The following is a 26,124-nucleotide window of genomic DNA, read 5'->3' on the forward strand; positions in this document are numbered from 1 at the left end:
TTTATTTTTAGCTGTTACGCTTAAAGTTATCGATTATGATGGCTGTTGCCGTTGCTACATTCAGTGATTCCGCCCCGCCAAAGGCTGGTATCTTGATCAGGTGGTTTACCTGCTTTGCCACCTCCGGCCGGATGCCATTAGCCTCGTTGCCTAACACAACGATACCTTCAGGTTTCAGCTGCATTTGGTGCAGGTTCTCTCCATTAAGAGCCGCTCCATATATATTAAACTTGCTGGTATGCTGCTGCAGCCAATCCGGCAAGTCGAGATAGTGAACCTGTATGCGTGTAAAGGAGCCCATGGTAGAAGAAATAACCTTTGGGTTATAGAAATCGGCACAGCTTTCGGAGCAGACCACATGCTTTATACCATACCAGTCGGCAATACGGATGATAGTACCCAGGTTACCAGGATCACGGATGTCATCAAGGGCAATGATCAGGTCAGATGGCTTAATTTGCAGCGCCGGTAACTTACGCATACTTGCAACGGCCAGAGCAGCGTTGTTACTGGCAAAGGTGCCCGCCTTTATGAGGTCTTCTTCCTTCACGACCTCGTAGTTCAAACCTTTGCCAAGTATAGCGGTATGTTCCCGCAGGAAGTCCTCGGTAACAAGAAGGTGTTGCAGCTCAAATTCAGATTGCAGCAGCTCAAGTACACTTTTGGCTCCCTCCACCACAAAGGCTTGGTGTTGGTTGCGGTATTTTTTTACTTGCAACGATTTAATATACTTTACAACTGCTTTCGATAACATAGCTGGTTACACGTTTGAAGTCACGATTATACATAGCTGCCCTGAGTTTTACAATGCTCGGGCTGAATGCTTGCATTCCAACCCGGAACCTTGGAGAAAACGAGAAGCTGCTTGTGAGTATGGAGCCCAAAGGGCTTAAGACCGTACAACCTTCTGCCATTCAGAGCCTTTACCAGCAGGAACCAAACCGTATGGTGCTGGGCTCAACTCCCTACCTGGTGCTTTACAATTTCGGTAAAAAGTTTTACGATCCGCAAAATATTCAGCGGCGCATCGAAAAGCAGGAGAACCGGATGGTTCGCAAAATACAGGAGGCTGGCACTGATACCGTGCGCATAAACAAGCTGCGGGATAAGTATAACAGCCGCATAGAGCGCCTGAAGGTAAAGCTGCGGGAGGGTAACTTTGTGATGCAGCTTGGTGAACCACCTGCCATTTATGACTCGCTGCGCATGCAGGAGACGATGGACCAGATTGGTATTTACCTCAATTCGAAAGGCTACTTTAACAATCAGATAAGCTACACTAAAGAGGAAAGGAAAGACAAGCTCGTTTATATTGACATCAATATTGATGAAAAGCAGCCTTACCACTACTCTGAGATTAGCTACGGTATTGAAGACCCGCGCATCCTGGAGATTGTGCAGCGCACCGAAAGCAGGTCGCGCCTGAAGTTAGGAGAACGCTATGATGAAGAGCAGATAAGCCAGGAGCGTGATCGCCTGTACGATTTGTTGAAAAACCGTGGCTATTACGACTTTGCACGTGCCTATATTGAGTTTGAGGTAGACACCAGCTATGCTGAAAACACTGCTCGCATCAAAACAATCATTGAGAGCCCGGAGCAGGATTCTGCCCATAAAGTATACACCATCAAGAATGTATACTTCAAAACCGATGCCGACCGCTTTGGAATACCACGGGATACGATGGTCTATAATGGTGTAGAATATGTGGCCTATGACCACAAGTATTCGCCGTTGATACTAGACAAGAAGGTTGATGTATATCCAGGACAGCGCTATAGCCAGCTGCGAACACTTACAACACAGCGGAAACTTGCTGACCTGGATGCTTTTCAGTTTAACAACGTCTTCTATAGTAAGGTAGAAGCACCGACAGATTCAAGTTACGAGTTAAATGCTTTGGTAAATGCTCTTCCTGCCAAGAAATTCCAGGAAACGGCAGAGCTGGGTATGAACTTTACAGAGAAAAGGCCTGGTCCTTTTTCGAGCCTTAGCCTGCGCATTCGTAACGTATTTGGCGGCGCAGAAAACCTGGACTTCGGAGTGAGAGGCGGTATTGAGTATCAAGCTAGCTTGGCAGACCCTGACGAAGCAGTAATGATCAAGGAGTTTGGCCTGAACTCTTCGCTTTCGTTCCCGGTTATACTTTTCCCATTCACAAATAAGAATCTTTTATCGGATTTTAGTCCCCGCACGCGCTTTTACACTGGTTATAACAGTGAAGACCGCCAGGAGTACGTCCGCTCCACTTATGAACTGGGACTTGACTACATCTGGCAGCGTTCACGAAACCCGCTACAGCCGCCAGTAATGCAGTTTATTTTCTCGCCTGTTAACTTTAACATCGTTCAGGGCGAGATAAGGGACCTGGAGTTCAGGAGCAGATTAGAGAACAACAGCGCTGGTAGCAGATCTCTGTTAGGTAGCTTTGATGACGGTATCATCTCGTTTGTAGGTTTTAACTTTATCTACAACACCAACGACTTTACGCAAACCCGCGATGCCCGATTCTTTAGAACTTTGATAGAAGTTGGCGGTCTTACAAAAGAGCTGGGGTTAAATCTGGACATAAACAACCTGCGTACCTACCAATACGGCCGAATAAACCCAGACTACCGGCGCTATATACCACTTGGCAGGCAGCGCTACTTTGTTTATAGAGTAAATGCCGGTGTAGCCTCTGCTATGTTCAGCGGTAACACTATTCCCTACGACAAGTTTTTCTTTGCTGGGGGCTCTTCCAGTGTAAGGGCCTGGCAGTCGCGCAGATTAGGCCTCGGTTCCTATGCCGCCCTTACGGTTACGGAGGATAAGGAAGGAAATAAGATTATCGTGCGAGATTATAATATTGAGCAGCCCGGGGAGGTACTGCTGGAAGCGAACATGGAATACCGCTTCAACATGTTCAGCTTCATTAACGGAGCCTTTTTTGTGGATGCTGGAAATGTATGGCTGCTGCGTCCAGATCCAATCAGACCTGGTGCAGACTTTAGCTTCAATCGCTTTTACAGAGAGCTGGCAGTAGGAACCGGTTTTGGTCTCCGCTTCGACTTATCTGTGTTGATCCTGCGATTTGACTTTGCTACGAAGGTATACGACCCGGCTGTTTGGAAAGAGGACCGTTTTGTACTGCCTAAATTTAACATTGCCGATTTCTTTACCAGAAGCAACCAGAGCACCCTTCAGATTGGCATTGGTTATCCTTTCTAATAATTTATACTTTCAGATGAGTCAAACAAGAAGCCCTGGCAGAAGGTATCTGCCAGGGCTTCTTGTTTGACTCTTGATACTGACTAGTAGTTTAACAGCTCCTGTATCTGCGCTGCTACTTTCTCGGCATTAGGTAGCATCATTTTCTCCAGCCCCACATTCAATGGTATTGCAGGTAAGTTGGCAGCACCTAAAGTATAGATAGGCGCATCCAGCTTTTGGAAGCAGTCCTTCGACAAGCGCCCTGCCAGTGATTCCGCAAAAGAGTTCATCAAAGGTTCCTCCGTCAGAACAAGTGCTTTGCCGTGGCGCTCAACCGCTGCCTTAACCGTTTCATAATCCAGCGGGTTAAGGGTGCGCAGGTCAACTATCTCCACACTGCCTGGGTACTGTTTAGAGGCTGTTTTAGCCCAGTATATACCCATCCCGTAGGTGATTACGGCCAAGCTATTCCCCATTATGATTTCCTTCTCATCGGCATGCTGCACAATGTTTGCTTTGCCTAAAGGCAGCACGTAGTTCTCATCAGGCTCCACGGTTTTGGCATCTTCCGTACCTGGCACTTTAGACCAGTACAACCCCTTGTGCTCCAGCATAACAACCGGGTTCGGATCCAGGAAAGCAGCCTTCATCAATCCTTTTATATCGGCCGCATTGCTTGGGTAAACTACTTTTATGCCCCGGATATTAAGAAGGGTAGACTCTATACTTCCGGAGTGGTATGGGCCACCCCCACCATAAGCGCCAATTGGAACCCTAATAACTGACTGTATAGGAAACTTGCCCTTAGACAAGTAGCAGCTTTTAGAAAGCTCCTCTACCAGCTGGTTTATACCTGGCCAAATATAGTCAGCAAACTGTATCTCTACTATAGCTTTAGCACCAACAGCAGACATTCCAGCAGTTGAGCCAATTATGTACGCTTCCTGTATCGGTGTGTTAAAGACACGAGCGTCGCCATACTTCTTTGCCAGTAAGGCAGCCTCCCGGAAAACGCCTCCCAACTCACCTCCTACATCCTGCCCGTAGAACAGCGCCTCCGGGTAAGCCTTCAGAATTTCGTCAACTGCATGCAGTGCTGCATCTACCATAATGGCTTTGTCGGCACCAGAAGGGCTACGTTGCCCTTGCTCTTGTGTAACCGGAGTTGGGGCAAATTCATGTGTATCAAAAGTAGCAGGATCAGGATTAGGAGCATTTAAGGCACGCTGGTAATCATTGGCTACAGTATTCATAGCATCCTGCTCCAGCAGCTTTACCTCATCCACAGCAACACCTGCAGCCAACAGTACCTCGCGCAGCTTGGGTATCGGATCGTCTATACTATGCTGCTGCAGGTTTTCGCCGCGGTACCACTCCCGCCTCACGCCTGAAGTATGATGCCCTAGAAGCGGCACCTTGGCATGAACCAGTACAGGGCGGCGTACTTTACGAGCATATTCTATTGCCACACGCATTCCTTCATACGACTCTTCAAAGTCAGAACCGTTCACGCGCAGGCGTTCCATACCTTTAAAACCAGCGGCATATTCGAAGGCATCCATGGCCCGCATCTCCTTACCGGTAGCAGATATACCCCAATCATTGTCCTGCACCAGGTACACAATTGGCAACCCCTTCAGCACAGCCATCTGAAAAGCCTCTGCTACCTCACCCTCTGTTACAGAGCCATCACCAAGAGAGCAAAGCACGACAGGCTTCTCCTCGCCATTCAGAAGCCCCTGCCCTTCCAGGTAAGCCAACCCATGCGCCATGCCTGTAGCGGGAATAGCCTGCATACCTGTGGCAGAACTCTGGTGCGGAATGGTAGGAAACCCTTCCCTTTCAAGGGATGGGTGGCCATAGTAGGTGCGACCGCCTGAGAAAGGATCATCCGCCTTGGCCATTAGCTGCAGCATGAGCTCGTAGGGTTGCAGGCCCATACCTAACAGCATAGAATCGTCGCGGTAATAGAGAGAAGCGAAGTCGTAAGGCTTTAATTGCAGGGCAGCAGCCAATTGAATGGCCTCATGTCCACGGGAGGTGCTATGCACGTACTTGCTGCAAATTGCCTTATTTTCTTCGTAGGTATCTGCCATGGTTTTGGCAGTAATCATTAGTCGGTAAGCCTTTTTTAGTAGTTCCAGATCGAGTTTTACGGCTTCCAGGGTTTCTTTAGACATAGGTTGCGTTAAGGTTTGCTCTAAGGTACAAATTTTAGGTTTTTTAGTAAAATATGAAATGGGCTCGGTAGAGAAAGCTTTATTAGGTACTTTTGCAGCGTAAAACGAGATAAAAAGAAACCTAAACCTGATCAACCGAGGAGACAAAAACACCTCCAGATTCTTTTGAAAGAAGATATTGGCTGTTCAGGTTTTACTCCTGCACGGATGTATGGTTTCGTTAAAAGTATAGCATTTGCCATGTTTAAAGAAGAAGTTGAGGCGTTTATGCGCCAGTTCCAGTCCGACCTTTGCCATGCCCTTGAAACCTGCGACGGCGGGGCCACTTTCAGTTCAGAAATCTGGCAGCACGAGGGCGGCGGCGGTGGAAGCACCCGCGTTATTGAAAATGGTAATGTGCTGGAAAAAGGCGGTGTAAACTTCTCTGCTGTACAGGGAGAACTGTCACCTCAGTTTCTGAAAGCTTTACAGATGCCCGACCCGGCATACTTTGCTACGGGCGTTTCAGTGGTGATGCACCCGCACAGCCCGATGGTGCCTATCACGCATATGAACGTGCGTTACTTTGAAGCAGGCAACGGGCAGGCATGGTTTGGTGGAGGTATTGACCTTACACCCATTTACGTCGATTTAAAACAAGCACGCGAGTTTCATGAACAGATGAAGGCAGTGTGTGATAAACATCACCCTAGCTATTACCCTGAGTTCAAGAAATGGGCAGATGACTACTTCTACAACGAACACCGGGACGAGACACGCGGAGTGGGTGGTATCTTCTTCGACCGCCTGATGGCTACTGATGAAATCAGCATGGAAAAAAGGTTCGCCTTTGTGCGTGATGTAGCCTATGCTTTTGCACCTTTTTATACTTCTATCATCAATCAGAACCGAGGTTTACCTTATGGGGAGCGCGAGAAACAGTGGCAGCTGATACGTCGGGGCCGGTATGTGGAGTTTAACCTGGTATATGACCGCGGCACAAAGTTTGGCCTGCTAACCAAGGGGCGCATCGAGTCCATCCTGATGAGCCTGCCAACCCATGCATCCTGGGCTTATAATTTTAAGCCAGAGCCGGGCAGCGCCGAAGAGCAAACCCTCAGCTACCTTAAAAAGGACATCGACTGGATTAACACGGGCAAGTAATGGTGGAGACACTTAAGCAGCTGGACCGGGACCTGTTTATCCAGCTGAACGAGATGCATGGTCCGTTCTGGGATGCCGTTATGGTGTTTATGTCGGATAAGTACGTTTGGATACCATTTTACCTGGCACTTATTGGGTACCTGGTATGGCGCTACCGCAGGAAAAGTATACTAATGATCCTGTTGGTGCTAGTAGCCATTGGTCTTTCAGACTTTGTAGCCTCAGGAATCATGAAGCCATACTTTATGCGCCTGCGGCCTTGCCACGACCCTACGCTTACGGGACTGATAAATATAGTAGAAGGCTGTGGTGGTAAGTTTGGCTTTATATCATCACATGCTGCCAACACTTTTGCACTTGCAGCTTTCTTTAACCTCATCCTCTCCGATCGTTACTTTATTTTCAAGATCCTGCTGGTGGTCTGGGCCGTAATTGTTACGTACAGCAGAATCTACTTAGGGGTACACTTCCCGGGAGATGTGCTGCTGGGAGCTCTGCTAGGGATGCTCATGGCTTACCTGTGCTCGTTAATGTATACACGGCTAGTAAACAAGTATACTTACTTCCAGCGTTAAACCTTTACACGTCATTGCTGTTTCTTACATACTTAACAGCAACAGGTTTTGCGGATATTAAACTACCTTTTTCTACTTCTTACAAGTACGCTGTGCCTGCTTCACCCTGCAGCTGCACAATCAGTTTATACCCTTTCTGGTAGTGTAAGAGATGCCGCTACAGGCGAAGCACTAGCCGGTGCTGCTGTATCGCTGAAAGAACGGCCTTCTGCAGGTGCTATTACAGACAGCTTTGGCAGATATAGCTTTGCGGCTCCGGCAGGCGTGTACACGCTGGTAATAAAGTACATTGGCTACGATACGCAGCAACAGCCGCTGAATCTTAACCAGTCCCAGTCAATATCCATTAATCTAAGGGCTACAGCGTACCAGGTACAGGAAATAGAGGTTGTCACGGAGCGCAAGCCACCTATTACGGAAACACCTAGCATGGGCCGGATAGAGCTGCCGCTGGAGACAATCAAGACCCTGCCGGTGCTTTTTGGTGAGGTGGATATTCTAAAAGCTGTTCAGCTAATGCCTGGTGTGAAATCGGCAGGTGAAGGAAGTACCGGCTTTTATGTACGTGGCGGCGGGGCTGACCAGAACCTGGTACTACTCGATAGAGCTACCGTTTATAACCCGGGCCACCTGTTCAATTTCTTTTCTGTCTTCAACAGCGATGCTATAGACCAAACCACCCTGATCAAAGGCAATATGCCTGCTTATTACGGTGGCCGCCTCTCTTCAGTGCTGGATATTGGCCTGAAAGAGGGCAGCTACAATAACTGGAGGGTAGATGGTGGCGTTGGCTTGATCGCCTCGCGCCTGTCGATACAGGGGCCATTGGTGGAAGACAAAGCTGCTTTTATACTTTCCGGACGGCGCACTTATGTGGATGTGCTCATGAACCCTTTCCTGCAAAATACAGAACAGGGCGGTGTACCCTATTATTTTTACGACCTCAACGGAAAGTTAAGCTTTAAGCTATCAGAAAAAGACAAACTGTACCTGAGTGGCTACTATGGCCGCGATGTAGGCAAGCTTACCTTATCTGACGGAAGGTTCACGGGTGACTTCTTCTGGGGCAACTCCAGCGCCACAACCAGTTGGCAGCATGTTTTTAATGATAAGCTGGAGATGGATGTGTCGGGAGTCCTGAGCAACTATGACTTTGAATTTAGCTGGGACTTTGGAGGCTTTAACACCGTTGCACAAACAGGTGTAGAGGACAAAAGCGCAAACATAGACTTCAGCTATAAACCAAATGCTCGCCACCAGGTGCAGTATGGTGTACAGTATACGTACCATAAATTGCGTCCGAGAGCTGGCCAGGCTGTAGGTGAAAGTGGCCAGGTTTTCGGTACCGAAAGGCTGCGAAACAAATTTGGGCATGAGTATGCCTTCTATATCTCAGATGATGTTTACCTTACTGATAAAATGCTCTTTAGCTTTGGTCTTAGAAACAGCTACTTTAAGCAAGTAGGACCATTTAATTTGTACCAGTTTGATGAGGAGCAAATAGCCACGGACTCTACCATATATGCACGAGGTGAGAAGGTAACTTCTTATAGCGCCTGGGAGCCACGCCTTTCCCTGAAGTATGAGCTAAATAAAACTTCTTCCGTAAAAGCAGCTTATGCAAGATCCACACAGTACCTGCACCTGGTTTCCAATGCCTATACCACCTTACCACTGGATGTGTGGGTGCCAAGCTCGGCACTGGTAGAGCCACAATATGCCTCACAATATGCGTTAGGTTATTTCAAGCGTATTAAGGAAAATCAGTATGAAGGCTCGGTAGAAGTATATTACAAGGAGCTGGAAAACCAGCTGGAGTACAGAGAAGGGTTTGCGCCTGGCCCAAGCAACCGTGATTTAGAGTATGAGTTTGTAACAGGCAGCGGCAAGTCTTATGGCGTAGAATTGTTTATACGCAAAAACTATGGAAACCTGCAAGGGTGGCTCGGCTACACACTGTCCCGCACAACCCGCAATTTTCAGGATCTAAACAGAGGCAAAACATTTCCGGCACGCTATGACCGCCGCCACGACCTTTCCCTTGTTGCCAGCTACAAGTATAACGACCGCTGGATCTTGGCTGGTAGCTTCGTGTATGGAACTGGCGAGGCTACAACTATGCCCGTAAGGCGGTATTTCCTGGAGGGATCTGTAAACTATCAGTATGGTGACCGCAATAGCTTTCGGATGCAGCCAACGCATCGGTTAGACCTATCAGCCACCCTGGAGGGTAAAAAGTGGAAGAATATCGAAAACAGCTGGACCTTTTCTGTCTACAATGTTTACGGCCGCAGAAATCCGTACCTATACTACATCGACAACGAGGGCAATGCTTATGAGTCTAATGTAAAGCTTCAGGCTAAAAAGGTATCAATTGTACCTTTCCCTCTGCCTGCTGTTACCCTAAACTTTAGCTGGAAATAAGTCATGGCACGAATTATATCCCTATTAGCCATTCTGAATACCCTGCTGCTCTTCAGCTGTGAGGAAGACATCACCCTAGATTTGCCTGAAGGTGAAGAGCAGCTGGTGGTAGAGGGGCATATAGAACAGGGTGCCCCCCCTATTCTTATCCTTACCCGTACTGTACCTGTTTTTAAAGAAATATCCAAAGAGGGACTAGAGAACAGTTTTGTGCATGATGCACTTGTAGAGGTCCGTGTGGATGGTCAAACTTATACATTAGAGGAAATTCCATCTCATGCTTTTTCTGAAGAACTTAAGAGATGGGTAAGCCTGCAGTTCGGTTTACAGCCGCAGCTACTGAACAACACGGCAGGCATGTCAGTTTATGTCTATACCTCCGAAGAATTGAAGGGAGAAGTAGGTAAAAGTTATAACCTGCACATCAGTCACCAAGGGCGCTTACTAACATCCACCACTTCAATCCCGCAGCTTAACCCTTTAGATTCGCTCTGGACGGTGCCTCACCCCAATCCATCAGAAGATAGTCTTGTTTCGCTCTACTACCGCTACTCTGACCCCGATACCATTGGCAATAGCATCCGTTATTTTACCAAACGAGACAGCGAGCCATTCTACCCTGGCCTGCTAGCCTCCGTCTTTACTGATGAGTTTGTGAACGGCAATACTGTTGATTACCCCCTGGACAGAGGAGAGCCTGGAGGGCAGGCTGAGATAAACAAGGACCTGTACAGCTACTTTGGCAAAGGTGATACTGTAACCGTGCGCTGGGAAGCCATTGATCTGCCGCATTACCGTTTCTGGTTTACACTGGAGAATGAGCAAAACAATAACGGTAGCCCTATCTCCTCGCCTAACATCACACAGTCAAATATAAATGGCGGCTTGGGTATTTGGGGTGGCTACGCTGTAACCTATCACAGTATTGTTATAAAGTAGGGCGCAATTAACGATCAAACTTAAAGCCGCAGTTATAGCAGAAGTGCGCCCCAAGGGGATGTCCCTCGGTATGACAGTTGGGGCAAACCTGCGTGGCTACCTGTTGCTTGTCTGATCTGCTCATCTCTACAGTAACAATGCCAGTAGGCACCGCAATGATACCGTAGCCCATAATCATCACGAAGCTTGCCAGCACCTGCCCTAGTGCCGTTTTGGGAGCAATGTCGCCATAGCCAACGGTGGTTAGGGTAACTATAGTCCAGTATATACTTTTAGGAATACTTGTAAAGCCGTTAGCTGCCCCTTCAATTATGTATATGGCCGAACCTATAATAACTACTAAGAGTAATACTGTGCCAAGAAAAACAGCGATTTTGGTAGCGCTTGCACGAAGCGCATTGCTGAGCACCTGCCCCTCATTAATAAAGCGGGTGAGCTTAAAAATACGGGCAATCCTTATAAGTCGAAGTACCCTTACCACTAACAGATACTGCGATCCGAGAATAAACAAACTTAGATAAGTAGGCACGATAGATAAAAAATCTACCACACCAAAAAACGAGAAAATGTACTTAAACGGCTTTGAAGTACTGTAGATACGAAGCAGGTATTCTACAGTAAAAATGATCGTAAAAATCCACTCCAGAGTTACGAAGATATACAAATAATCTCGTCGGAGAGATACCACACTTTCCAGCGTAACTACAGCTACACTGGCCAGTATGAGCACCAGCAACACTATGTCAAAAGCTTTACCGGCTGGCGTTTCTGCCTCAAATATGATGGTATATAGTTTCTTTCTAAGGGTGTTTTTAGGTGGCATGAATTACAAGCACATATAGTTTAGTTCCTATACGAAAAAAATCACCCTTAGCTGTATTAGCTGATTTGACCTATACTAACAGCTTTATTGCTAGAGCTTAATAAGATGAGATTACCTGCACTGAGTCGCGCTGCAATTTATAGCTAAGATAACTGCGAATTCTGTTTTCGTACTCCTTCACCTGTTGCGCCTGAATTTTAGGCTTAGAAGGCCGCTTCTTATTCTTAGCACTTGCTGCCTCTTCTTTGGCAGGCTGTTGCTCTTTCCAATCAATCATCACCAACGTAACCGTATCTGGCCTGGCAGGATTTGCTGTGTTGATCATCTCTCCTACCTGCACTTTCTGGATCTCCGGGAATAGTGTCTTCAGATCTTGGGTTGCATTACTATTCAAGGAAAGTCGCTGTCTTCTGCGTAAGCTGTCAGCATGTTGTTCCTGCATCTTCTGCAGTTCCAGCGTTTTAAGTAAGTCCTGGGTCAGGTTGTTGGTTATGTCGTAGGCAATTTGTTCCATCTCCTCGGGCGACACATCCAATTGTACCATTTTCACTCTAAAGTTAAGAAGGTCATTATCTACCAAAACTTTATTATAGTGCTGTACCAGACCTTCATCCACCTGCTTACCTATACTGTAGATCTTAATATACTGCAGGGAGTCGCCAGGCTGCACCTCCCACTTAATGATCTCGTTGTTGCGCTGCGTAAAGTCCGTGATTACCAGCTGCTCTATCTGCTTCTTGGTCTTAACGTCGTGGTAGATGTTGTATAGAAAGTATACGCTCGGTAGCACTACAATTACCAGCACCACCACCATGGCTTTAGCCACCCGCTTCTGCTTTGCCTGGTCTACATAGGCTTTTGTATGGAAGTGCAGGTACTTGACGATAACGTAAGTAGACAAGCTGATAAAAACAGCGTTGATAAAGAACAGGTAAAAACCACCAAGGAAGAAGTCGTATCGGCCTACTGCCAGACCATAACCAGCTGTACAGAGCGGCGGCATCAGGGCTGTGGCAATAGCCACACCTGGTATTGCGTTCGATTTATCTGAGCGGGAAATAGAGATAATACCAGCAACTCCACCAAAGAAAGCCACCATCACATCAAGCAAGGTAGGTGTGGTTCGCGCCAGAAGTTCGTTGGTTGGCTCCCCAAGCGGTGTTATACTGAAGTAAAAAGTACTTACAAGCAATCCGGCTGCCGCTGCTACCGCTAAGTTCTTGATGGAGTCAATCAGCATCTCGCGATCGTTAATACCCACCGCCAGTCCAACACCAAGTATTGGGGACATCAGAGGCGAAATTAACATGGCCCCGATAATAACCGCACCGGAACCTGTATCAAGGCCAATAGAGGCAAGCATAGCCGAGCAAATGAGCATCCAGGTGTTGTTTCCACGAACCGGAACCTTATCATTTATTTCGCGGATGGTACCGGCTTCATCTGTTTGGTGCTGGATATTCAGGATGTTATCCAGCATCTTTTTTATTGAGTGTAAGAGCATTCTTGATTTGTAAAGGAGCTGCAAAAATAAGAATTTTAATTTATGCCTCTATGGCTGCTCCTTTAGCGAGGGTAAGACCTTGTCGAGCTTGTGCATGTTGTTGATTTGCTCAAGCACGAGATTGATTCTTTTTCTATCACCCGGGTTGCTGATATTTTCATCGGCATCATGCAGCAGCTGCAGGGCTTCCTCACATAAAACTGGCTTTAAGTGGGGGTAAGATGACACCAGGTGCAACAGGCTGTGCAGCAAGGATAACAGCTTCAGAACAACGACACTGTCTTTCTTGCCAAAATGACGTATCGGGCCAAGACACATGGTATAAAGATCCTGAAAGGTCTCGTGCTCAAACCTTATTCTTCCGGCTCCTTCTTTATCATAAATCACCTTCTCATCAGTAAGCTTCATGCGCTCGGCAAACAGGGCCGTTAGGTAATCAATGGCTTTTAAGGCAGTGCCTGGGTCATTTATTCCAGGACTTAGCGCCTTTACAGCGCTTTCTGTGATGTGTTTAAAACCGAAAATGTAGTTGAGGCTGGCTCTCTCTTCACGGTAGAAACCTACATGGGCAACTAGCTTGTCAGTAAACTCGTCCAAATCTTCAAGCTTTTTGTTAATGCGGGCAAAAGGAACCCCCTCTACCAGAAAGCTTCCAAGTGGCTGCTCAAAATCCAGCACTACATCATATTCCTTGAGAATACGCATGACTGCTTCAATATCCAGGTGCTGTAGGTAGCCTGTTCTTGGACTTTTGAGTTGCTGCCAATCCTTTTGATTGAACACATTCGGAACTCCGGCATTTTTATCCAGCTCAACTTCCTCCTGAAGCTGCCGGTTCGTTACCGTATAAATCCCCTCCAGTATACTCTCTATTTGAATAGACTGAGAGATAGAATGAATGAAATACACAAAGAAGCCAAGGCAGATTATAGCAAGGCACATTCCCAGAAAAATGGCAAAGCCTGGTAAAGAGACACTATAGTATTCCGAACGTATATTCACCATCACCACCAAAGTATAAATCAAGGTGCCAAGGTAAATGCCCATTACCGTCTGATTTGATTTATTAGAGATAAGGCCTGGAATTACCCTTGGGGAGAAACTGGAGCCAGCTTGGCTTAGCACCTGTAGCACCATAGTAAAGCTGAATACTGTAAGCGAAATAATACCAGTGGCAATAGAGCTTAGGATGAGGCGTGCCGTTGAACCATTGCTGATGATCATGAATGGCAGGTTGTCTTTTAGCATTTTGCTAAGCCCCATGGTCTCGAGGTAAAGGATAAAAAGCGCCAGTAAGAAAAAACCTAGTGAGATAAGCGTGGGCAGAAAGCCTATACTGCCAATAATGTATTGGTAAACAAACTTAACACGGCTATAAATTTTATTCATAGGCAACAGCAGCTACAGCAAGTCAGGTGCAGCACAAGCTATTAGCTCATACTAAAACATGCAGGGAGGGGTTATAAAACAAATCAGCAGCCCCTTGAACAGAGGCTGCTGATTTGTTATGATTCGTGTTTGAGAATTCAGATAAGGAGATGCAAGCAAGCTCCTCGAAATTGGCTACTTTACCACCAATACCCCATTCATTCTTTTCCAGTAGCCGGGGTAAGTACATACATAATCGTACAGGCCTGGCTCGGTGGGAGCGGTAAATTCCAGTTCTACAGTTTGTCCCGGTAATGCCATAGGGGTTGCGGCCAAAATTAGATCGCTTTCCGGCACATAATTACCAGATGCACCCACTTTGGCACCTGCAAGGGCTACCTGTTTATACTTGCCTGAGGCTGTAAACACCACATTATGTACCATGGGCATATCAACTCCTTCGTTTATGAAGGTTAATTTAACCATGGCCCCTGCTTTAGTTTCAAGAGTGTCTGTACTATAGCGGATCTCATCAATAGTGTTGCCTAAAGCCCGTAGCTCCAGGTGCTGTACAGGCTGCAGTGTAGTATCCGGGTCTTCTACCAGCGGAGCACTTGCAGCCGTAGCAGTATCCTTGTTTGTACCTGCTGTACTTGTTTCACCATCTGTTTGAGGCGGATCGCAGCCAAGGAGCACAACCAGGAGGGGCAATATATATAATAATAACTTGTTCATTCTTCTGTTACTACTTTAGCAAACAGGAGCAACCGCTCTGGCTGCTCCTGTTTCTTTATCCGAAATACTCCTGCTTTAGCTTTTTATCGTGCCCGTACAGGTCTTGCCTAAAGTGCACATTACCGCTATCGTCTACCCAGCTTGTAAAGTACACCAGGTACACCTGCACCTTTTTAGGCAATGTCACCCATTCTTCTTCGCCGCCATTCATCGTTTCGCGGATGCGCGTCTCGTTCCACTCTGGCATATCTTTAAGAATATACTTTGCCAGCTCAACAGGCTTCTCCAGACGCACGCACCCGTGGCTGAAGTTTCGCTCTGTCTGGCTAAACAGGGCATCTGCCGGTGTATCGTGCAGGTAAATAGCGTGTTCGTTCGGGAACAGGAATTTTATCTGGCCTAAAGAGTTCTTTGGTCCCGGCTTCTGGCGAACCATGTACTGGAAATTCTTCTCTGTGACACTTTCCCAGTCAATTTCATATGGAGAAACGGGCTGAGGATTCTTCTCTTTCGTTACAATTTCCATATTCTGAGAAGCCAGCCAACCTGGGTTGTTCAGCATCTTAGGCTTAATCTCTCTTTCTACAATACTGTTTGGTACGTTCCAATATGGCGCCATGACCACATACTCCATCTTATCGCTGAAGATCGGAGTGGCGTTCATGGTTTTACCAACCACCACGCGCATATTCATTACTTCTTTATACTCTCGTTCGGCCTCCGGGTCGTTATTAGGATCTTCATAGATATAAAGCTTGTATTCTGGTATGTTAACCCAAATATATTTTTGGTCTAAGCTCTTAGGTACCATACGCTTAGGTATCCAGCGCCAACGCTCCATGTTGATCATAATCTGGTCGATCCGGTCCTCAATCGGAATGTTCATGGTAGAAAGCGTACCTCCTCCTACTATGCCATCCTGAGCCAGGCCATGCAGCATCTGAAACATCTTTACCTGTTTCTCAAGGTGCTCATCAAATACCCATAGGCGCTTATCATTTACATCAATAGGCTGAGTAGGATTCAAACGCTTGCGTAGCACAGCTACTGCTTGGGCAGAATCACCTTTCTGCAGCGTTTTTTTGCCGCCGAGTTCTACCTTAGGCCATCCTCCTTTTTCCTGAAGATCCCTGTAATTATTGAGTGCATCTCGTAAGCGGGTGTATCCCGCGTGAAGGGCCTCAAACTCATAATAGGGATAGGTACTCTCACGCTCCTGAAGAATAGTTTGCAGCGCCTTGTGCAGCTTTATTTTATTCCGCTTTACAGCCCAATGCACATTGCTTTGGGTTTGAGGATTTACGCGCCCTCTGTAAAAATCTGACGCATAATTGAAGTACGAAGCTGTGAGGGCCACATCAATCTGCTGCTGTAGCACCAGGCGGGCAGAGTCCTGCGGGTCCATCTGCTCATACTTTTGAAATAACTCGTTGAAGTTTACAATCTTATACTTGTCAGGATTAAGTCCTTCTACAGAGGAAGAATCAATTACATTCAAAAACTTCTCTACCTGAGGTACCAGTTCGTTATCGCGGAACCAGGCTAGCTCGTAGTCTCGATCACCATAAAACAGGTACATAAGCTCCGCATGCTCGTTGAATTCGGGCTCTTTAGATATGTATTGTTTGATAAACAGGCTATCTGTGCTGGCTTGTGGTAGCTCCTTTTTACCAAAGAGGCTATCAGTAATACTTCCGGAGTCGTCTTTTGAATCCGACTCATTATTGTTACATGCTGTTAAGGCCCCAAACATGAGTGGCAATAACAGGATCAGGATATATTTTTTTATTTTGTAAGGGCTCATGTGCTATCTTTTTAGCTCAGGTACACCTATACTAAGCTTAGGGTACATACTGTACTTTTCTTTATTGTTTTAATCTTGCTTTAATACAATACAGGTGTAGCTGAGTAGGTCATATACGCATTTTAGCTTTTTGTACTCCAAAAACAGGCAAAATGTTTTGCTGCATAACGCACCTGTCTTTATAGCTTTTTATACTCTACAGCTAAAATCGTGCTTGTGTGGCCAGTTTACTCTTACAAACTCCCGCTAAGCGTATTTCTTCGACGAGTATGTTGCACTGCCCCTTTTTCAGGATTCACACTTATTCCCTATCTTACACCTGAATGAACCTATACAAACCCATGAGACTATATAACCGTTTTCTTCTTGGTTTGGGCCTGACAGGCAGTTTATACCTTGCCTCCTGCTCATCTACCACCACAAACGACAATGAAACTATGACAACAGAACAAAGTGCCATGGAACGTACTTCAAACGACGTCCATAGCTTTGCCAAGCCAGCAGAGGCCGTAGCCAAACACCTGGACCTGAACATCGATGTGAACTTTGACCAAAAAGTACTCAGCGGCACCGCTTCTTACCTTATCGAAAACAAAACCGGTACAGACCAGATTATCTTCGATACACGAGGGCTTCAGATTGAAAAGGTTTTTTTGGGAGATAGTAACGAGGAAACAACTTTTGAACTGGGTGATGAGAAAGAGTTTCTGGGACGTCCTCTTACTGTTAAGATCAAGCCAGATACTAAAAAGGTAACCATACTGTATCAAACATCTGCGGATGCCGCCGCTCTGCAGTGGCTGAACCCACAGCAAACAGCGGGCAAAAAGCACCCGTTCCTGTTCACGCAGTCTCAAGCTATACTTGCCCGTACCTGGATTCCTATTCAGGACAGCCCGGGCATCCGAATTACCTACAATGCGCAGGTAAAAGTACCTAAGGAACTGCTGGCTGTAATGAGTGCTGAGAACCCGGTGGAGAAGAATGCAACCGGCGTTTATACTTTCGAAATGAAGCAACCGATTCCGTCGTACCTGATGGCACTGTCGGTAGGTGACCTTGCGTTCCGGGAAATAGGTCCGCAAACTGGTATCTATGCGGAACCCGCCACCATTGAAGCAGCGGCATATGAATTTGCTGAAATGGATAAAATGCTGGTAGCCGCAGAAAAGATTTATGGCAAGTATCGCTGGGAACGGTATGATTTGCTCGTGCTTCCTCCTTCCTTCCCTTTTGGAGGTATGGAAAACCCCCGCCTCACTTTCGTGACGCCAACAGTGTTGGCTAAAGACCGTTCTCTCACCAGCCTAATTGCGCATGAGCTGGCGCACAGCTGGAGCGGCAACCTGGTTACCAATGCCACCTGGAATGATTTCTGGCTAAACGAAGGCTTTACAGTCTACTTTGAGCGCCGTATTATGGAGGAGATTTATGGCAAAGAGTATGCTGACATGCTCAACGTGCTTGGGTATCAGGATCTTGAAAGCACTCTCAACGACATTGGTGCAGAAAGTAAAGACACCCATCTGAAGTTGGACCTGGAGGGACGCGATCCGGATGAAGGCTTAACTGACATAGCCTACGAGAAAGGTAATTTCTTTCTGCAGAACATTGAAAAAGCAGTGGGGCGTGAAAGATTTGACGAGTTTGTAAATAACTACTTCAACACCTTTGCCTTCCAAAGCACAGATACTGATAAGTTCCTGAACTTCCTGCGCTCAGAACTGATAAAGGGAGACGAGGCGCTAGCTGAACAAATCAACATTGAGGGCTGGGTATACTCTCCAGGTTTGCCTGAAGGATTTGAAGCACCGACCAGTACGCGATTTGCCAATGTGGAAGAAGCTTGCCAAAGCTGGAAAAATGGTGAGCCAGCGGCAAAGCTTAACACCAAAGACTGGTCGAGCCATGAATGGCTGCACTTTATTCGCATGCTCCCAGAGAACATGACCCAGCAGCAAATGGCTGAATTAGACAAGGCATTTAACTTCACCAACTCTGGCAATTCCGAAGTGTTGGCGGCCTGGTTCATTCATGCTATTCGCAACAACTACACAAGGGCAGATAAAGCGTTAGAAACGTTCCTTACCAATGTTGGCCGCCGCAAGTTCCTTGTGCCGATTTACAAGGCACTAACTGCCACACCGGAAGGCAAGAAAAAGGCACTGGCTATTTATGCCAAAGCCCGTCCTAACTACCATGCGGTATCAACAGTTACCTTAGACGAAATGCTCAAGTAGGCACGTTCACTAAAGGGTATAAAGCAAAAGCGGCTGCCAAAATACGGCAGCCGCTTTTGCTTTAAATTAGCCTTAAAACAGGAAAGCTCTGTGACCTTCTGACCTGCTTGGTGGAGCCAGGCGAAGGTACAGAGCCTTCCAAACATATTTTACCGATTAATTATCGTTCAGCTCGTTGGTTAATAGCCTCTTCAGCCATCATGCTGAGACGCTCATCTGTTGCTTTCTCTTCCTCTAGTGTTGTGTGTAGTTGCTCCAGAGCTTCGTCCATACCTAGCTGTTTCGCATAGGCACATACTGTACCATAGGCAGCAATCTCATAGTGCTCCACTCGCTGTGCACAGGCAATAAGCGCTGCGTCCATCACAGTAGAGTCAGCATTCTCACTCATCATCATCTCACATTCTCTGATGATTCCTTCCATGGCTTTACACTTCTCACCGGTAGGTTTCTCGCCAATAGAATCGAACACCCTGTCAAGTCGCTGAATCTGATTTTCTGTTACACGCAGGTGCTCCTCAAAAGCTTGTCTCAGTTTGTCAGAAGAGCAAGCTTCCATCATTTTAGGAAGCGCCTTGGTAATCTGCTGCTCAGCATTGTAGATGTCTTTCATCTCGTGGATCATCAGATCCTTTAAGTTGTTTAGTTTCATAGCTTGGAAAGGTTACGCGTTATTGTTAAAAGCTTTTTTGCTTGTTACAGACCTACTATACGGGGCATATCGACTCGAGTTTAAGTATATGATTTTTTATTTGTGAAAGGTGTAAATTCAAAAGTTATAACCTTTTAAAATATAATTTATTATATATAGCTAGATATAGACTTTAGTATAAAATGCGTAAAAACAGTAGGTGGAGCAGCATACTTTTGCTTGAGTGAAACGAATTTGCCTAAAAGCTGTACTCATATTGTAAATGCACCACAACAGCATTAATCGATATAACAGCAAAATAAAGACATAGCATCACCCGTGGAGATACCTAAAGGAAAACTTATTGCAGTAGGTGGAAACGAAGACAAAGGCAGTTACCCAAACCCCAAATCTAAAAAGAAGTATTATCTCGACTTCTTTGAGTTAGGTATCCTTAAACGTTTCCTGAAGGAGATCCCCACTAAAAACCCACATATAGAAGTAGTTACCACAGCCTCTATGATTCCGGAAGAGGTTGGTGAGCGTTATACCAGCGCCTTTGGTATTTTGGGTGTAGAAAACGTGCAGTTAATGCACATCCGCAACGAGGAAGACGCTAAAAATCCAGATTACATGGAACGCGTGAAGCAATGTGATGGCATCATGTTTAGCGGTGGTGACCAGTCCCGCATTACCAGGATGTTTCTGAATACGGAGATTCTGGATTTGCTTAAAAGCCGTTACATAAACGAAAATTTTGTGTTAGCCGGAACCAGTGCTGGCGCGATGGCCATGTCTAAAGAAATGATAAAGGGCGGTAGTGCGCCGGAGTCGCTATTACGTGGAGCTGTCAAAATGGGTCAGGGGCTCAACCTGTTGGAAGGGGTAATAATAGATACTCACTTTGTTGTACGCGGTAGGTTTGGCCGTTTGATGGAAGCCGTGGTGACTCACCCCAAATCCATTGGCATCGGGCTTGGAGAAGATACAGGCGTACTGATAACAGAAGGCCATATGATCGAAACAATTGGCTCAAACCTGGTGGTCATAGTAGACGGGCATGAGGTAAAATATACTAATGTGAAAGAAGTTGAAGCAGGACGACCTGTGGCAATAGATCATATGGTGATGCACGTGCTAGCCAAAGGCAACCTCTACGACATTAACTCGCGCACCTTTTACCAGAGCGAAGAAGCATACAAGCATGCTCAGTTAACTGCCGAGGTGAATAAAGTCTAAAAGTTTAACCCTTTCTAATTGAACAAAAAACTACCTTAAATGAATAAAAAAGCGCTTATCCTAGATCTCGACAACACCATTTACCCCGTTCCGTCTATAGGTGACGAATTGTTCAAGCCCCTTTTTGACCTAATTACTGATTGCGGAGAGTATAAAGGTGAGTTTGAGGAGATAAAAAAGGACATGATGAGAATACCTTTTCAGAAAGTGGCTAAAAAGTACGAGTTCAGCGAGCAGCTGACAGAAAAAGGGGATCAGTTGTTAAAAGATCTGACTTATGACAAAGAAATGTCTCCTTTTGAAGACTACGCTACTATCAGAGATATTTCCTGTAAAAAATTTTTGGTCACTACCGGCTATACTAAAATGCAGCAAAGCAAAGTAGATAGGTTAGGCCTGGAAAAAGACTTTGACGAAGTACACATAGTAGACCCAAGCATTTCAGGTAAGACCAAGAAAGATATTTTCAAAGATATACTTGACCGTCATGGCTTTGATGCTACCGATGTGCTAGTGGTAGGTGATGATCCTGAATCAGAGATAAAAGCAGGCAAGGAATTAGGTATAGATACTGTACTGTACACCAAGAATGTCACAAAAACCGAAGGGCAAAGCATATCCGATTTCAGCCAACTGAAAGAGTTTTTGTAGTAGCCAACTCATTCAGTTGGCTCTCAACCTCTAGGAACAAACATTCTACTTTAGCTCTTATAAATCTCTACGTATGTAGCCTGCTTCCCTACTTTACAGGCGCGGTACATTCCTTCCGAATTAAATGGCATAGCTATATCCCCTGCCGCTGTAACTGCTATTAAACCTCCTTCACCACCCAGCTTAACCAGCTTCTTCATAACAACCTCCTCGCAGGCCTCCTGCAATGTATAGCCTTTGTACTCCATCAGGCAGGATACATCATAGGCTACAACTGCACGCATAAAGAATTCACCATGCCCGGTACAGGAGATGGCGCAGGTACTATTGTTGGCATAAGTGCCCGAGCCAATAATTGGGGTGTCTCCAATGCGGTTGTAACGCTTGTTCGTCATGCCGCCGGTAGATGTAGCTGCCGCCAAATTTCCCTCCATGTCTACAGCCACAGCGCCAACAGTGCCAAACTTCTCATCGCGTTGCTCAGCATGGTCGAGCATAAATATATCCGAATCCCTTACCTCGCTCCATTGCTTATATCTGTACTTGTCGAAGAAGTATGTTTCTGGGGCAAACTCTAAGCCATAGCTAAGGGCAAATTCCTCTGCCCCATAGCCGCTTAGCATAACATGGTCAGAGTGCTCCATAATAGCATTCGCTAACTTGATAGGGTTCTTTATACTTCTGACTCCGGCTACTGCTCCAGCTTCTAGGGTTTTGCCGCACATAATGGCAGCATCCATCTCATGTTTCCCTTCTTTGGTGAAAACAGAGCCTTTGCCAGCATTGAAGAGTGGAGAATCCTCTAGCAGCACAACCGAAAGCTCTACTGCCTCCAGTGCCGTGCCTCCATTTTCTAGTACTTTATGGCCTGCCTCCACTGCTTTTGTAAGTGCTAACCTGTAGGCTTTGTCTTGTTCTGCTGAAAGTGAGGCTTGTGTGATAGTACCGGCTCCACCGTGAATGGCAATAGCTGTTTTTGGCATGTTGTTTATACTTAATGTTTGTTTCGCTACCCTCTACGCCTGTTGTTCAGAGGCAGTTCGGGAGGCACATTTTTTTACGGATTCCGGTACATTTGAAACGGCATAATGGACCTAAATCTGGATAAAAACAGTTATCTTTGTCTACAGTAAAATAATCACAATAACTTTTTATTATGTCTTTTGATATCCAAGGTAAACTGTACGAGGTCTTTGAAGAGCAACAGATCAGCGATAAATTCAGAAAGCGTGAGTTCGTGCTGGAGATTCCGGATGGTTCTTACACGCAGTATGTAAAATTTCAGCTGACGCAGGATAAGTGTAACCTGCTTGACTCTTACAAGAACGGCGACGAAGTGAAGGTAACGTTTAACCTAACAGGTAAGCCTTTCACTAAAAATGGCCAGACCATGTACTTTACAAACCTGCAAGCCTGGAGAATGGAGCCTGCTTCAAATGACCTTGGCGGACCTTCCGGTGCAGCAGCCCCTCAGCAAGATGCTCCTTCGTTCTACAGCAGCGATGTTGATAACGACTTGCCGTTCTAACGTACAGCAAATTCTTTCATAAAATACAGCAAAAGCGAGCTAAAAAGGCTCGCTTTTTGTTTATCTTAAGTAGCCAATCCAGTTCTTCAGCAAGGTCTAATGGTGGCATTACACGCCCCTTAGTCAACAAAGCTAATTTTGCAGCAACATTGGCTTCAAATATCTAGTTATATACACACCACCCTACCTTCTACTATGGACGAACTACAGCGCCTTATCTGGGAAGGCGAGAACGACAAAGTCGATTTCAAACAACGTGTAACCAAACCTGAAAAAATTGCCCGTACTATGGTTTCCTTCGCCAATACACATGGTGGGGTTATTCTGGTGGGTGTGAAGGATAATGGCTACGTAACAGGTGTGGACCCGGAGGAAGAAAAACACACCTTGCAGCTTGCAGCCGATTTTTACTGCGATCCGCCCGTGCAGCTCCAATATGAGGAGATTGAGCAGGACAACCGCACGGTGCTGATGGTAATTGTGCCTGAGAGCAAACAAAAACCGCATTTTGCCAAATTAGGCAATGATGACTGGCGCGGGTATGTACGCGTGAAAGATACAAGTGTGCAGACCAGCAAGATGGTGAACAAAGTGCTGGAGCAGGAACCGGAACAATTTGAGCAGCTTCCGTTAAACCGCCACGAAAACGCTGTGCTTGACTACCTGCAGTTACACCCACGTATCACGCTCCGGCAGTTTATGAAAATAGCTAACCTCTCGGAACGTAGGGCCTACCGTATACTGGTAAAACTTGTAATTCACGGATATCTTTTGCTCCACGACAAAGAGAAAGAAGATTTCTATACCTTAGTTTAACAGTAGGATAAGTAGGTAAGTCTAGAGTATTTAGAGTAGGCCTAAAGATAGTATACTTTGTGCCTGTTTTATTTAACCTGTACCTGTGAATTACTTTTTGGTGCTGCTTACCAGATTCCCACTCTTATAAGTTTCAGTGTGGGAGAAATTTCCTTTGAGATCATATACTTTCCAGTCTCCAAACCAATAGTAATGATCTTTAAAGGAGGAGCGGATAATACGCGCTGAGCCCTCCCTGGCTTTCTTGCCATTTTCGTGGTACTTCTTAACCAGAATAACGTTATCACGGCGGTTATACTTCTCTACCATGTAGCGAACACCATCAGGATAGTAGTACCTCCATTTGCCTGTTTCTACACCATGCCTGAACCGTCCACTACGAATTACCGTCCGCCTCTCACCTATGTATACTTTCCAGCGGCCATGGTACTTACTTTCTTTATCAAGACGGTTAATTCTGAAAAACAGGAAGCCATGCTTCTCAGGCTGCATCTTTGAACTAGCTAACTCCTGCCCTTCTCCTGCCACCGGGAGCAGCATTACAAGTATAAAGCAGATAATGAGATTCTTGTTTTTCATTGCAGGCGCTTAAATAAAGAGAGCTGAATAATGTTAGCAGAGAAAAATTAAAATATTTTACGCATGACTAATACTTTAGTTGTAGAATCAATAGGCACTAACTTTTTATTTATCAGGTATATATAGAAATACAGAATATTATTCTGTAAATTAAGATGGAGCAATCATAAACTCAGCCCCTCAGCAACCTCAGCCCCTTCTGGATTAAAAACGTAAAAAGCTATATATGCGCAACTCATAACTGCGCGAATCAGCGTATTCTTAAGAGAAGGTTTCACCCTAACCCCTACGCCTATGCCTAAAGCATCACCCGAAACCATGGCTGCCACTGCTAAAAGCACCCGTAAGCCTGCAGCCAGCAAAGCAAAAACCGCTAACGCAACTACTACCCCTAAAAAGAAAGCCACAGAAGTTCAGGAGAAAAAAATCTTTGTATTAGACACCTCCGTAATCCTCTACGACCACAGCGCCATTCAGAATTTCCAGGAGCACGATGTTGCCATTCCCATTACTGTGCTGGAGGAGCTAGATAATTTCAAGAAAGGTAACGACATCAAAAATTTTGAGGCACGGGAGTTTATCCGCTTCATCGATAAGCTTTCAGCAGAGCACAAGCTACAAGACTGGATTCCGCTGAATGGCAAAACCAAAGGCAGCTTTAAAGTAATGATGAACAGCACCAAAACAGGTGTTGATGCTGTCAGCATTTTCGGCGACAAGAACGACCACCACATCCTGAACTCTGCCATTCAGATGCAGCAGGAGAAGCCGGAAAATAAAGTGGTGCTGGTTACAAAAGATATCAACCTCCGCCTGAAGGCTCGTGCCCTAAATATTGTTTCAGAAGATTATGAGACTGGCAAAATACAGGATGTAGCTGACCTCTATACTGGCAGCGATACCATTGAAGATGTTGCCACTAGTGCAGTGAACGACTTGTACGAGCAAGGCTTTTGCGATGTAGAGAAAGTACTACATGCCACACCTGCAGATAACCACTTCTTCGTGCTCAAGAGCTTTAAGAACTCAGTTCTTTGTTTTTACAACAAAGCAGAGAAACGGTTGGAGCGCGTGGATAAGAATACTGCTTATGGTGTAAAGCCGCGCAACGCTGAGCAGGCCTTTGCCTTACATGCCCTAATGAACCCAAACATCAAATTGATAAGCATACAAGGTGTGGCCGGTACAGGAAAAACCCTTTTAGCGTTGGCAAGCGCTCTGGAGCAACGTCGGGAGTATAAGCAGATTTACCTGGCCAGACCAGTGGTGCCTTTAAGCAACAAAGACATTGGCTACCTTCCAGGTGACATAAAGTCGAAGCTTAACCCGTATATGGAGCCGCTCTGGGATAACCTGAAGTATATACAGAACCAATACCCAGAAACAAGCAAGGAATACCAACGGCTACGGGAAATGGTGGAGTTGGAAAAGCTGATGATCACTCCCCTGGCCTACATACGCGGGCGCAGCTTATCCAATATCATCTTTATTGTAGACGAGGCACAAAACCTGACGCCGCACGAGGTGAAAACCATTATCTCACGGGCAGGGGAAAACACCAAAATCATTTTTACGGGAGATATCTATCAGATAGACACCCCCTACCTCGATTCTCAGAGTAATGGACTCTCCTACCTGATTGATCGGGCCCGGAACCACCCGCTCTACGCACACATCACACTGCTGAAAGGCGAACGCTCTGAGCTTGCCAACCTGGCAAACGAGTTGTTGTAAAATAAACAGGTTTGGGAGC

21 protein-coding genes are annotated in these 26,124 nt (G+C 46.0%); 11 read left to right on the forward strand and 10 right to left on the reverse strand.

Features of this window, described 5'->3' with window-relative positions:
• Positions 1-7 precede the first annotated feature (7 nt).
• Complete coding sequence (locus PKOR_RS18325) at positions 8-754, reverse strand: TrmH family RNA methyltransferase (RefSeq protein ID WP_046312574.1); 747 nt, start codon at positions 752-754, stop codon at positions 8-10.
• A gap of 53 nt (positions 755-807) precedes the next feature.
• Here PKOR_RS18325 and tamL point away from each other — a divergent pair, with 53 nt between their 5' ends.
• Positions 808-3,210: a translocation and assembly module lipoprotein TamL gene (gene tamL, locus PKOR_RS18330; RefSeq protein ID WP_476704248.1), complete on the forward strand. Its 2,403-nt coding sequence runs from the start codon at positions 808-810 to the stop codon at positions 3,208-3,210.
• Positions 3,211-3,293: 83 nt separating this feature from the next.
• Here the strand turns inward: tamL and PKOR_RS18335 are convergent, their stop codons facing one another.
• A complete protein-coding gene (locus PKOR_RS18335) occupies positions 3,294-5,372 on the reverse strand; it encodes an alpha-ketoacid dehydrogenase subunit alpha/beta (protein ID WP_046312577.1) in 2,079 nt (692 codons plus the stop codon).
• Positions 5,373-5,612: 240 nt separating this feature from the next.
• On the opposite strand from PKOR_RS18335, the gene hemF reads away from it, so the two are divergent.
• From hemF to PKOR_RS18355, 4 genes are read left to right on the forward strand one after another with little or no spacing between them, the layout of a single operon-like run.
• Positions 5,613-6,515 carry an oxygen-dependent coproporphyrinogen oxidase gene (gene hemF, locus PKOR_RS18340; RefSeq protein ID WP_046314636.1) on the forward strand — a complete coding sequence of 301 codons (903 nt, stop codon included), beginning with the start codon at positions 5,613-5,615 and terminating at the stop codon, positions 6,513-6,515.
• Positions 6,515-7,090 carry a phosphatase PAP2 family protein gene (locus tag PKOR_RS18345; RefSeq protein WP_046312579.1) on the forward strand — a complete coding sequence of 192 codons (576 nt, stop codon included), beginning with the start codon at positions 6,515-6,517 and terminating at the stop codon, positions 7,088-7,090. The genes hemF and PKOR_RS18345 overlap by 1 nt, the downstream gene beginning before the upstream one ends.
• A 48-nt stretch (positions 7,091-7,138) precedes the next feature.
• Positions 7,139-9,514, forward strand: a complete 2,376-nt coding sequence (locus tag PKOR_RS18350; protein ID WP_046312581.1) for a TonB-dependent receptor — start codon at positions 7,139-7,141, stop codon at positions 9,512-9,514.
• A gap of 3 nt (positions 9,515-9,517) precedes the next feature.
• Complete coding sequence (locus PKOR_RS18355; RefSeq protein WP_046312583.1) at positions 9,518-10,453, forward strand: DUF4249 domain-containing protein; 936 nt, start codon at positions 9,518-9,520, stop codon at positions 10,451-10,453.
• Positions 10,454-10,460: 7 nt separating this feature from the next.
• Here PKOR_RS18355 and PKOR_RS18360 read toward each other — a convergent pair whose 3' ends face one another.
• From PKOR_RS18360 to PKOR_RS18380, 5 genes are all read right to left on the reverse strand, one after another.
• Positions 10,461-11,276 (reverse strand): ion transporter, encoded by an 816-nt coding sequence (locus PKOR_RS18360; protein WP_046312585.1) that lies wholly within the window; start codon positions 11,274-11,276, stop codon positions 10,461-10,463.
• A 97-nt stretch (positions 11,277-11,373) separates the two neighbouring features.
• The gene (locus tag PKOR_RS23675; protein ID WP_052738944.1) at positions 11,374-12,756 is read right to left on the reverse strand and encodes a TIGR00341 family protein; all 1,383 of its coding nucleotides are present in this window, start codon (positions 12,754-12,756) and stop codon (positions 11,374-11,376) included.
• A gap of 72 nt (positions 12,757-12,828) precedes the next feature.
• Positions 12,829-14,169 (reverse strand): DUF2254 domain-containing protein, encoded by a 1,341-nt coding sequence (locus PKOR_RS18370; protein ID WP_046312586.1) that lies wholly within the window; start codon positions 14,167-14,169, stop codon positions 12,829-12,831.
• 174 nt (positions 14,170-14,343) lie between these two features.
• The gene (locus PKOR_RS18375) at positions 14,344-14,883 is read right to left on the reverse strand and encodes a plastocyanin/azurin family copper-binding protein (protein WP_046312588.1); all 540 of its coding nucleotides are present in this window, start codon (positions 14,881-14,883) and stop codon (positions 14,344-14,346) included.
• A 55-nt stretch (positions 14,884-14,938) separates the two neighbouring features.
• Complete coding sequence (locus tag PKOR_RS18380; protein ID WP_046312590.1) at positions 14,939-16,687, reverse strand: L,D-transpeptidase family protein; 1,749 nt, start codon at positions 16,685-16,687, stop codon at positions 14,939-14,941.
• Between the two features lie 341 nt (positions 16,688-17,028).
• Between PKOR_RS18380 and PKOR_RS18385 the strand changes: the two genes are divergently transcribed.
• Positions 17,029-18,927 carry a M1 family metallopeptidase gene (locus PKOR_RS18385; RefSeq protein ID WP_052738945.1) on the forward strand — a complete coding sequence of 633 codons (1,899 nt, stop codon included), beginning with the start codon at positions 17,029-17,031 and terminating at the stop codon, positions 18,925-18,927.
• Positions 18,928-19,087: 160 nt separating this feature from the next.
• Here the strand turns inward: PKOR_RS18385 and PKOR_RS18390 are convergent, their stop codons facing one another.
• Entirely contained in the window at positions 19,088-19,579 is a 492-nt protein-coding gene (locus PKOR_RS18390) for a YciE/YciF ferroxidase family protein (protein ID WP_046312591.1), read from the reverse strand.
• Between the two features lie 318 nt (positions 19,580-19,897).
• On the opposite strand from PKOR_RS18390, the gene PKOR_RS18395 reads away from it, so the two are divergent.
• Together PKOR_RS18395 and PKOR_RS18400 are read left to right on the forward strand one after the other, a co-directional pair.
• Positions 19,898-20,797 (forward strand): cyanophycinase, encoded by a 900-nt coding sequence (locus tag PKOR_RS18395; protein WP_046312593.1) that lies wholly within the window; start codon positions 19,898-19,900, stop codon positions 20,795-20,797.
• 39 nt (positions 20,798-20,836) lie between these two features.
• Positions 20,837-21,448, forward strand: coding sequence for an HAD family hydrolase (locus PKOR_RS18400; RefSeq protein WP_046312595.1), 612 nt, complete (start codon positions 20,837-20,839; stop codon positions 21,446-21,448).
• A 50-nt stretch (positions 21,449-21,498) separates the two neighbouring features.
• On the opposite strand, the gene PKOR_RS18405 is transcribed toward PKOR_RS18400, so the two are convergent.
• On the reverse strand, positions 21,499-22,431 hold the full coding sequence (locus tag PKOR_RS18405; protein ID WP_046312598.1) for an isoaspartyl peptidase/L-asparaginase family protein: 933 nt from the start codon (positions 22,429-22,431) through the stop codon (positions 21,499-21,501).
• 173 nt (positions 22,432-22,604) lie between these two features.
• Between PKOR_RS18405 and PKOR_RS18410 the strand changes: the two genes are divergently transcribed.
• Positions 22,605-22,976: a DUF3127 domain-containing protein gene (locus PKOR_RS18410; protein WP_046312599.1), complete on the forward strand. Its 372-nt coding sequence runs from the start codon at positions 22,605-22,607 to the stop codon at positions 22,974-22,976.
• A gap of 195 nt (positions 22,977-23,171) precedes the next feature.
• Positions 23,172-23,792, forward strand: coding sequence for an AlbA family DNA-binding domain-containing protein (locus PKOR_RS18415; RefSeq protein WP_046312601.1), 621 nt, complete (start codon positions 23,172-23,174; stop codon positions 23,790-23,792).
• Positions 23,793-23,882: 90 nt separating this feature from the next.
• Here PKOR_RS18415 and PKOR_RS18420 read toward each other — a convergent pair whose 3' ends face one another.
• On the reverse strand, positions 23,883-24,371 hold the full coding sequence (locus PKOR_RS18420) for a toxin-antitoxin system YwqK family antitoxin (RefSeq protein ID WP_052738946.1): 489 nt from the start codon (positions 24,369-24,371) through the stop codon (positions 23,883-23,885).
• Between the two features lie 294 nt (positions 24,372-24,665).
• Here PKOR_RS18420 and PKOR_RS18425 point away from each other — a divergent pair, with 294 nt between their 5' ends.
• On the forward strand, positions 24,666-26,105 hold the full coding sequence (locus tag PKOR_RS18425; protein ID WP_235336737.1) for a PhoH family protein: 1,440 nt from the start codon (positions 24,666-24,668) through the stop codon (positions 26,103-26,105).
• The last annotated feature ends 19 nt before the right edge of the window (positions 26,106-26,124 follow it).

Origin of the sequence: Pontibacter korlensis, assembly GCF_000973725.1 — a bacterium.
GTDB classification, from domain to species: Bacteria; Bacteroidota; Bacteroidia; order Cytophagales; family Hymenobacteraceae; genus Pontibacter; species Pontibacter korlensis.

What these genes read in the sequence shown, in the direction of transcription:
- PKOR_RS18325 (WP_046312574.1), bottom strand. Translation starts at nt 754, where the DNA reads ATGTTATCGAAAGCAGTTGTAAAGTATATTAAATCGTTGCAAGTAAAA.
- PKOR_RS18375 (WP_046312588.1), bottom strand. Translation starts at nt 14,883, where the DNA reads ATGAACAAGTTATTATTATATATATTGCCCCTCCTGGTTGTGCTCCTT.
- PKOR_RS18390 (WP_046312591.1), bottom strand. Translation starts at nt 19,579, where the DNA reads ATGAAACTAAACAACTTAAAGGATCTGATGATCCACGAGATGAAAGAC.
- PKOR_RS23675 (WP_052738944.1), bottom strand. Translation starts at nt 12,756, where the DNA reads ATGCTGGATAACATCCTGAATATCCAGCACCAAACAGATGAAGCCGGT.
- PKOR_RS18400 (WP_046312595.1), top strand. Translation starts at nt 20,837, where the DNA reads ATGAATAAAAAAGCGCTTATCCTAGATCTCGACAACACCATTTACCCC.
- PKOR_RS18355 (WP_046312583.1), top strand. Translation starts at nt 9,518, where the DNA reads ATGGCACGAATTATATCCCTATTAGCCATTCTGAATACCCTGCTGCTC.
- PKOR_RS18410 (WP_046312599.1), top strand. Translation starts at nt 22,605, where the DNA reads ATGTCTTTTGATATCCAAGGTAAACTGTACGAGGTCTTTGAAGAGCAA.
- PKOR_RS18405 (WP_046312598.1), bottom strand. Translation starts at nt 22,431, where the DNA reads ATGCCAAAAACAGCTATTGCCATTCACGGTGGAGCCGGTACTATCACA.
- PKOR_RS18360 (WP_046312585.1), bottom strand. Translation starts at nt 11,276, where the DNA reads ATGCCACCTAAAAACACCCTTAGAAAGAAACTATATACCATCATATTT.
- PKOR_RS18345 (WP_046312579.1), top strand. Translation starts at nt 6,515, where the DNA reads ATGGTGGAGACACTTAAGCAGCTGGACCGGGACCTGTTTATCCAGCTG.
- PKOR_RS18385 (WP_052738945.1), top strand. Translation starts at nt 17,029, where the DNA reads ATGAGACTATATAACCGTTTTCTTCTTGGTTTGGGCCTGACAGGCAGT.
- hemF (WP_046314636.1), top strand. Translation starts at nt 5,613, where the DNA reads ATGTTTAAAGAAGAAGTTGAGGCGTTTATGCGCCAGTTCCAGTCCGAC.
- PKOR_RS18415 (WP_046312601.1), top strand. Translation starts at nt 23,172, where the DNA reads ATGGACGAACTACAGCGCCTTATCTGGGAAGGCGAGAACGACAAAGTC.
- PKOR_RS18380 (WP_046312590.1), bottom strand. Translation starts at nt 16,687, where the DNA reads ATGAGCCCTTACAAAATAAAAAAATATATCCTGATCCTGTTATTGCCA.
- PKOR_RS18335 (WP_046312577.1), bottom strand. Translation starts at nt 5,372, where the DNA reads ATGTCTAAAGAAACCCTGGAAGCCGTAAAACTCGATCTGGAACTACTA.
- PKOR_RS18425 (WP_235336737.1), top strand. Translation starts at nt 24,666, where the DNA reads ATGCCTAAAGCATCACCCGAAACCATGGCTGCCACTGCTAAAAGCACC.
- PKOR_RS18420 (WP_052738946.1), bottom strand. Translation starts at nt 24,371, where the DNA reads ATGAAAAACAAGAATCTCATTATCTGCTTTATACTTGTAATGCTGCTC.
- tamL (WP_476704248.1), top strand. Translation starts at nt 808, where the DNA reads ATGCTCGGGCTGAATGCTTGCATTCCAACCCGGAACCTTGGAGAAAAC.
- PKOR_RS18370 (WP_046312586.1), bottom strand. Translation starts at nt 14,169, where the DNA reads ATGAATAAAATTTATAGCCGTGTTAAGTTTGTTTACCAATACATTATT.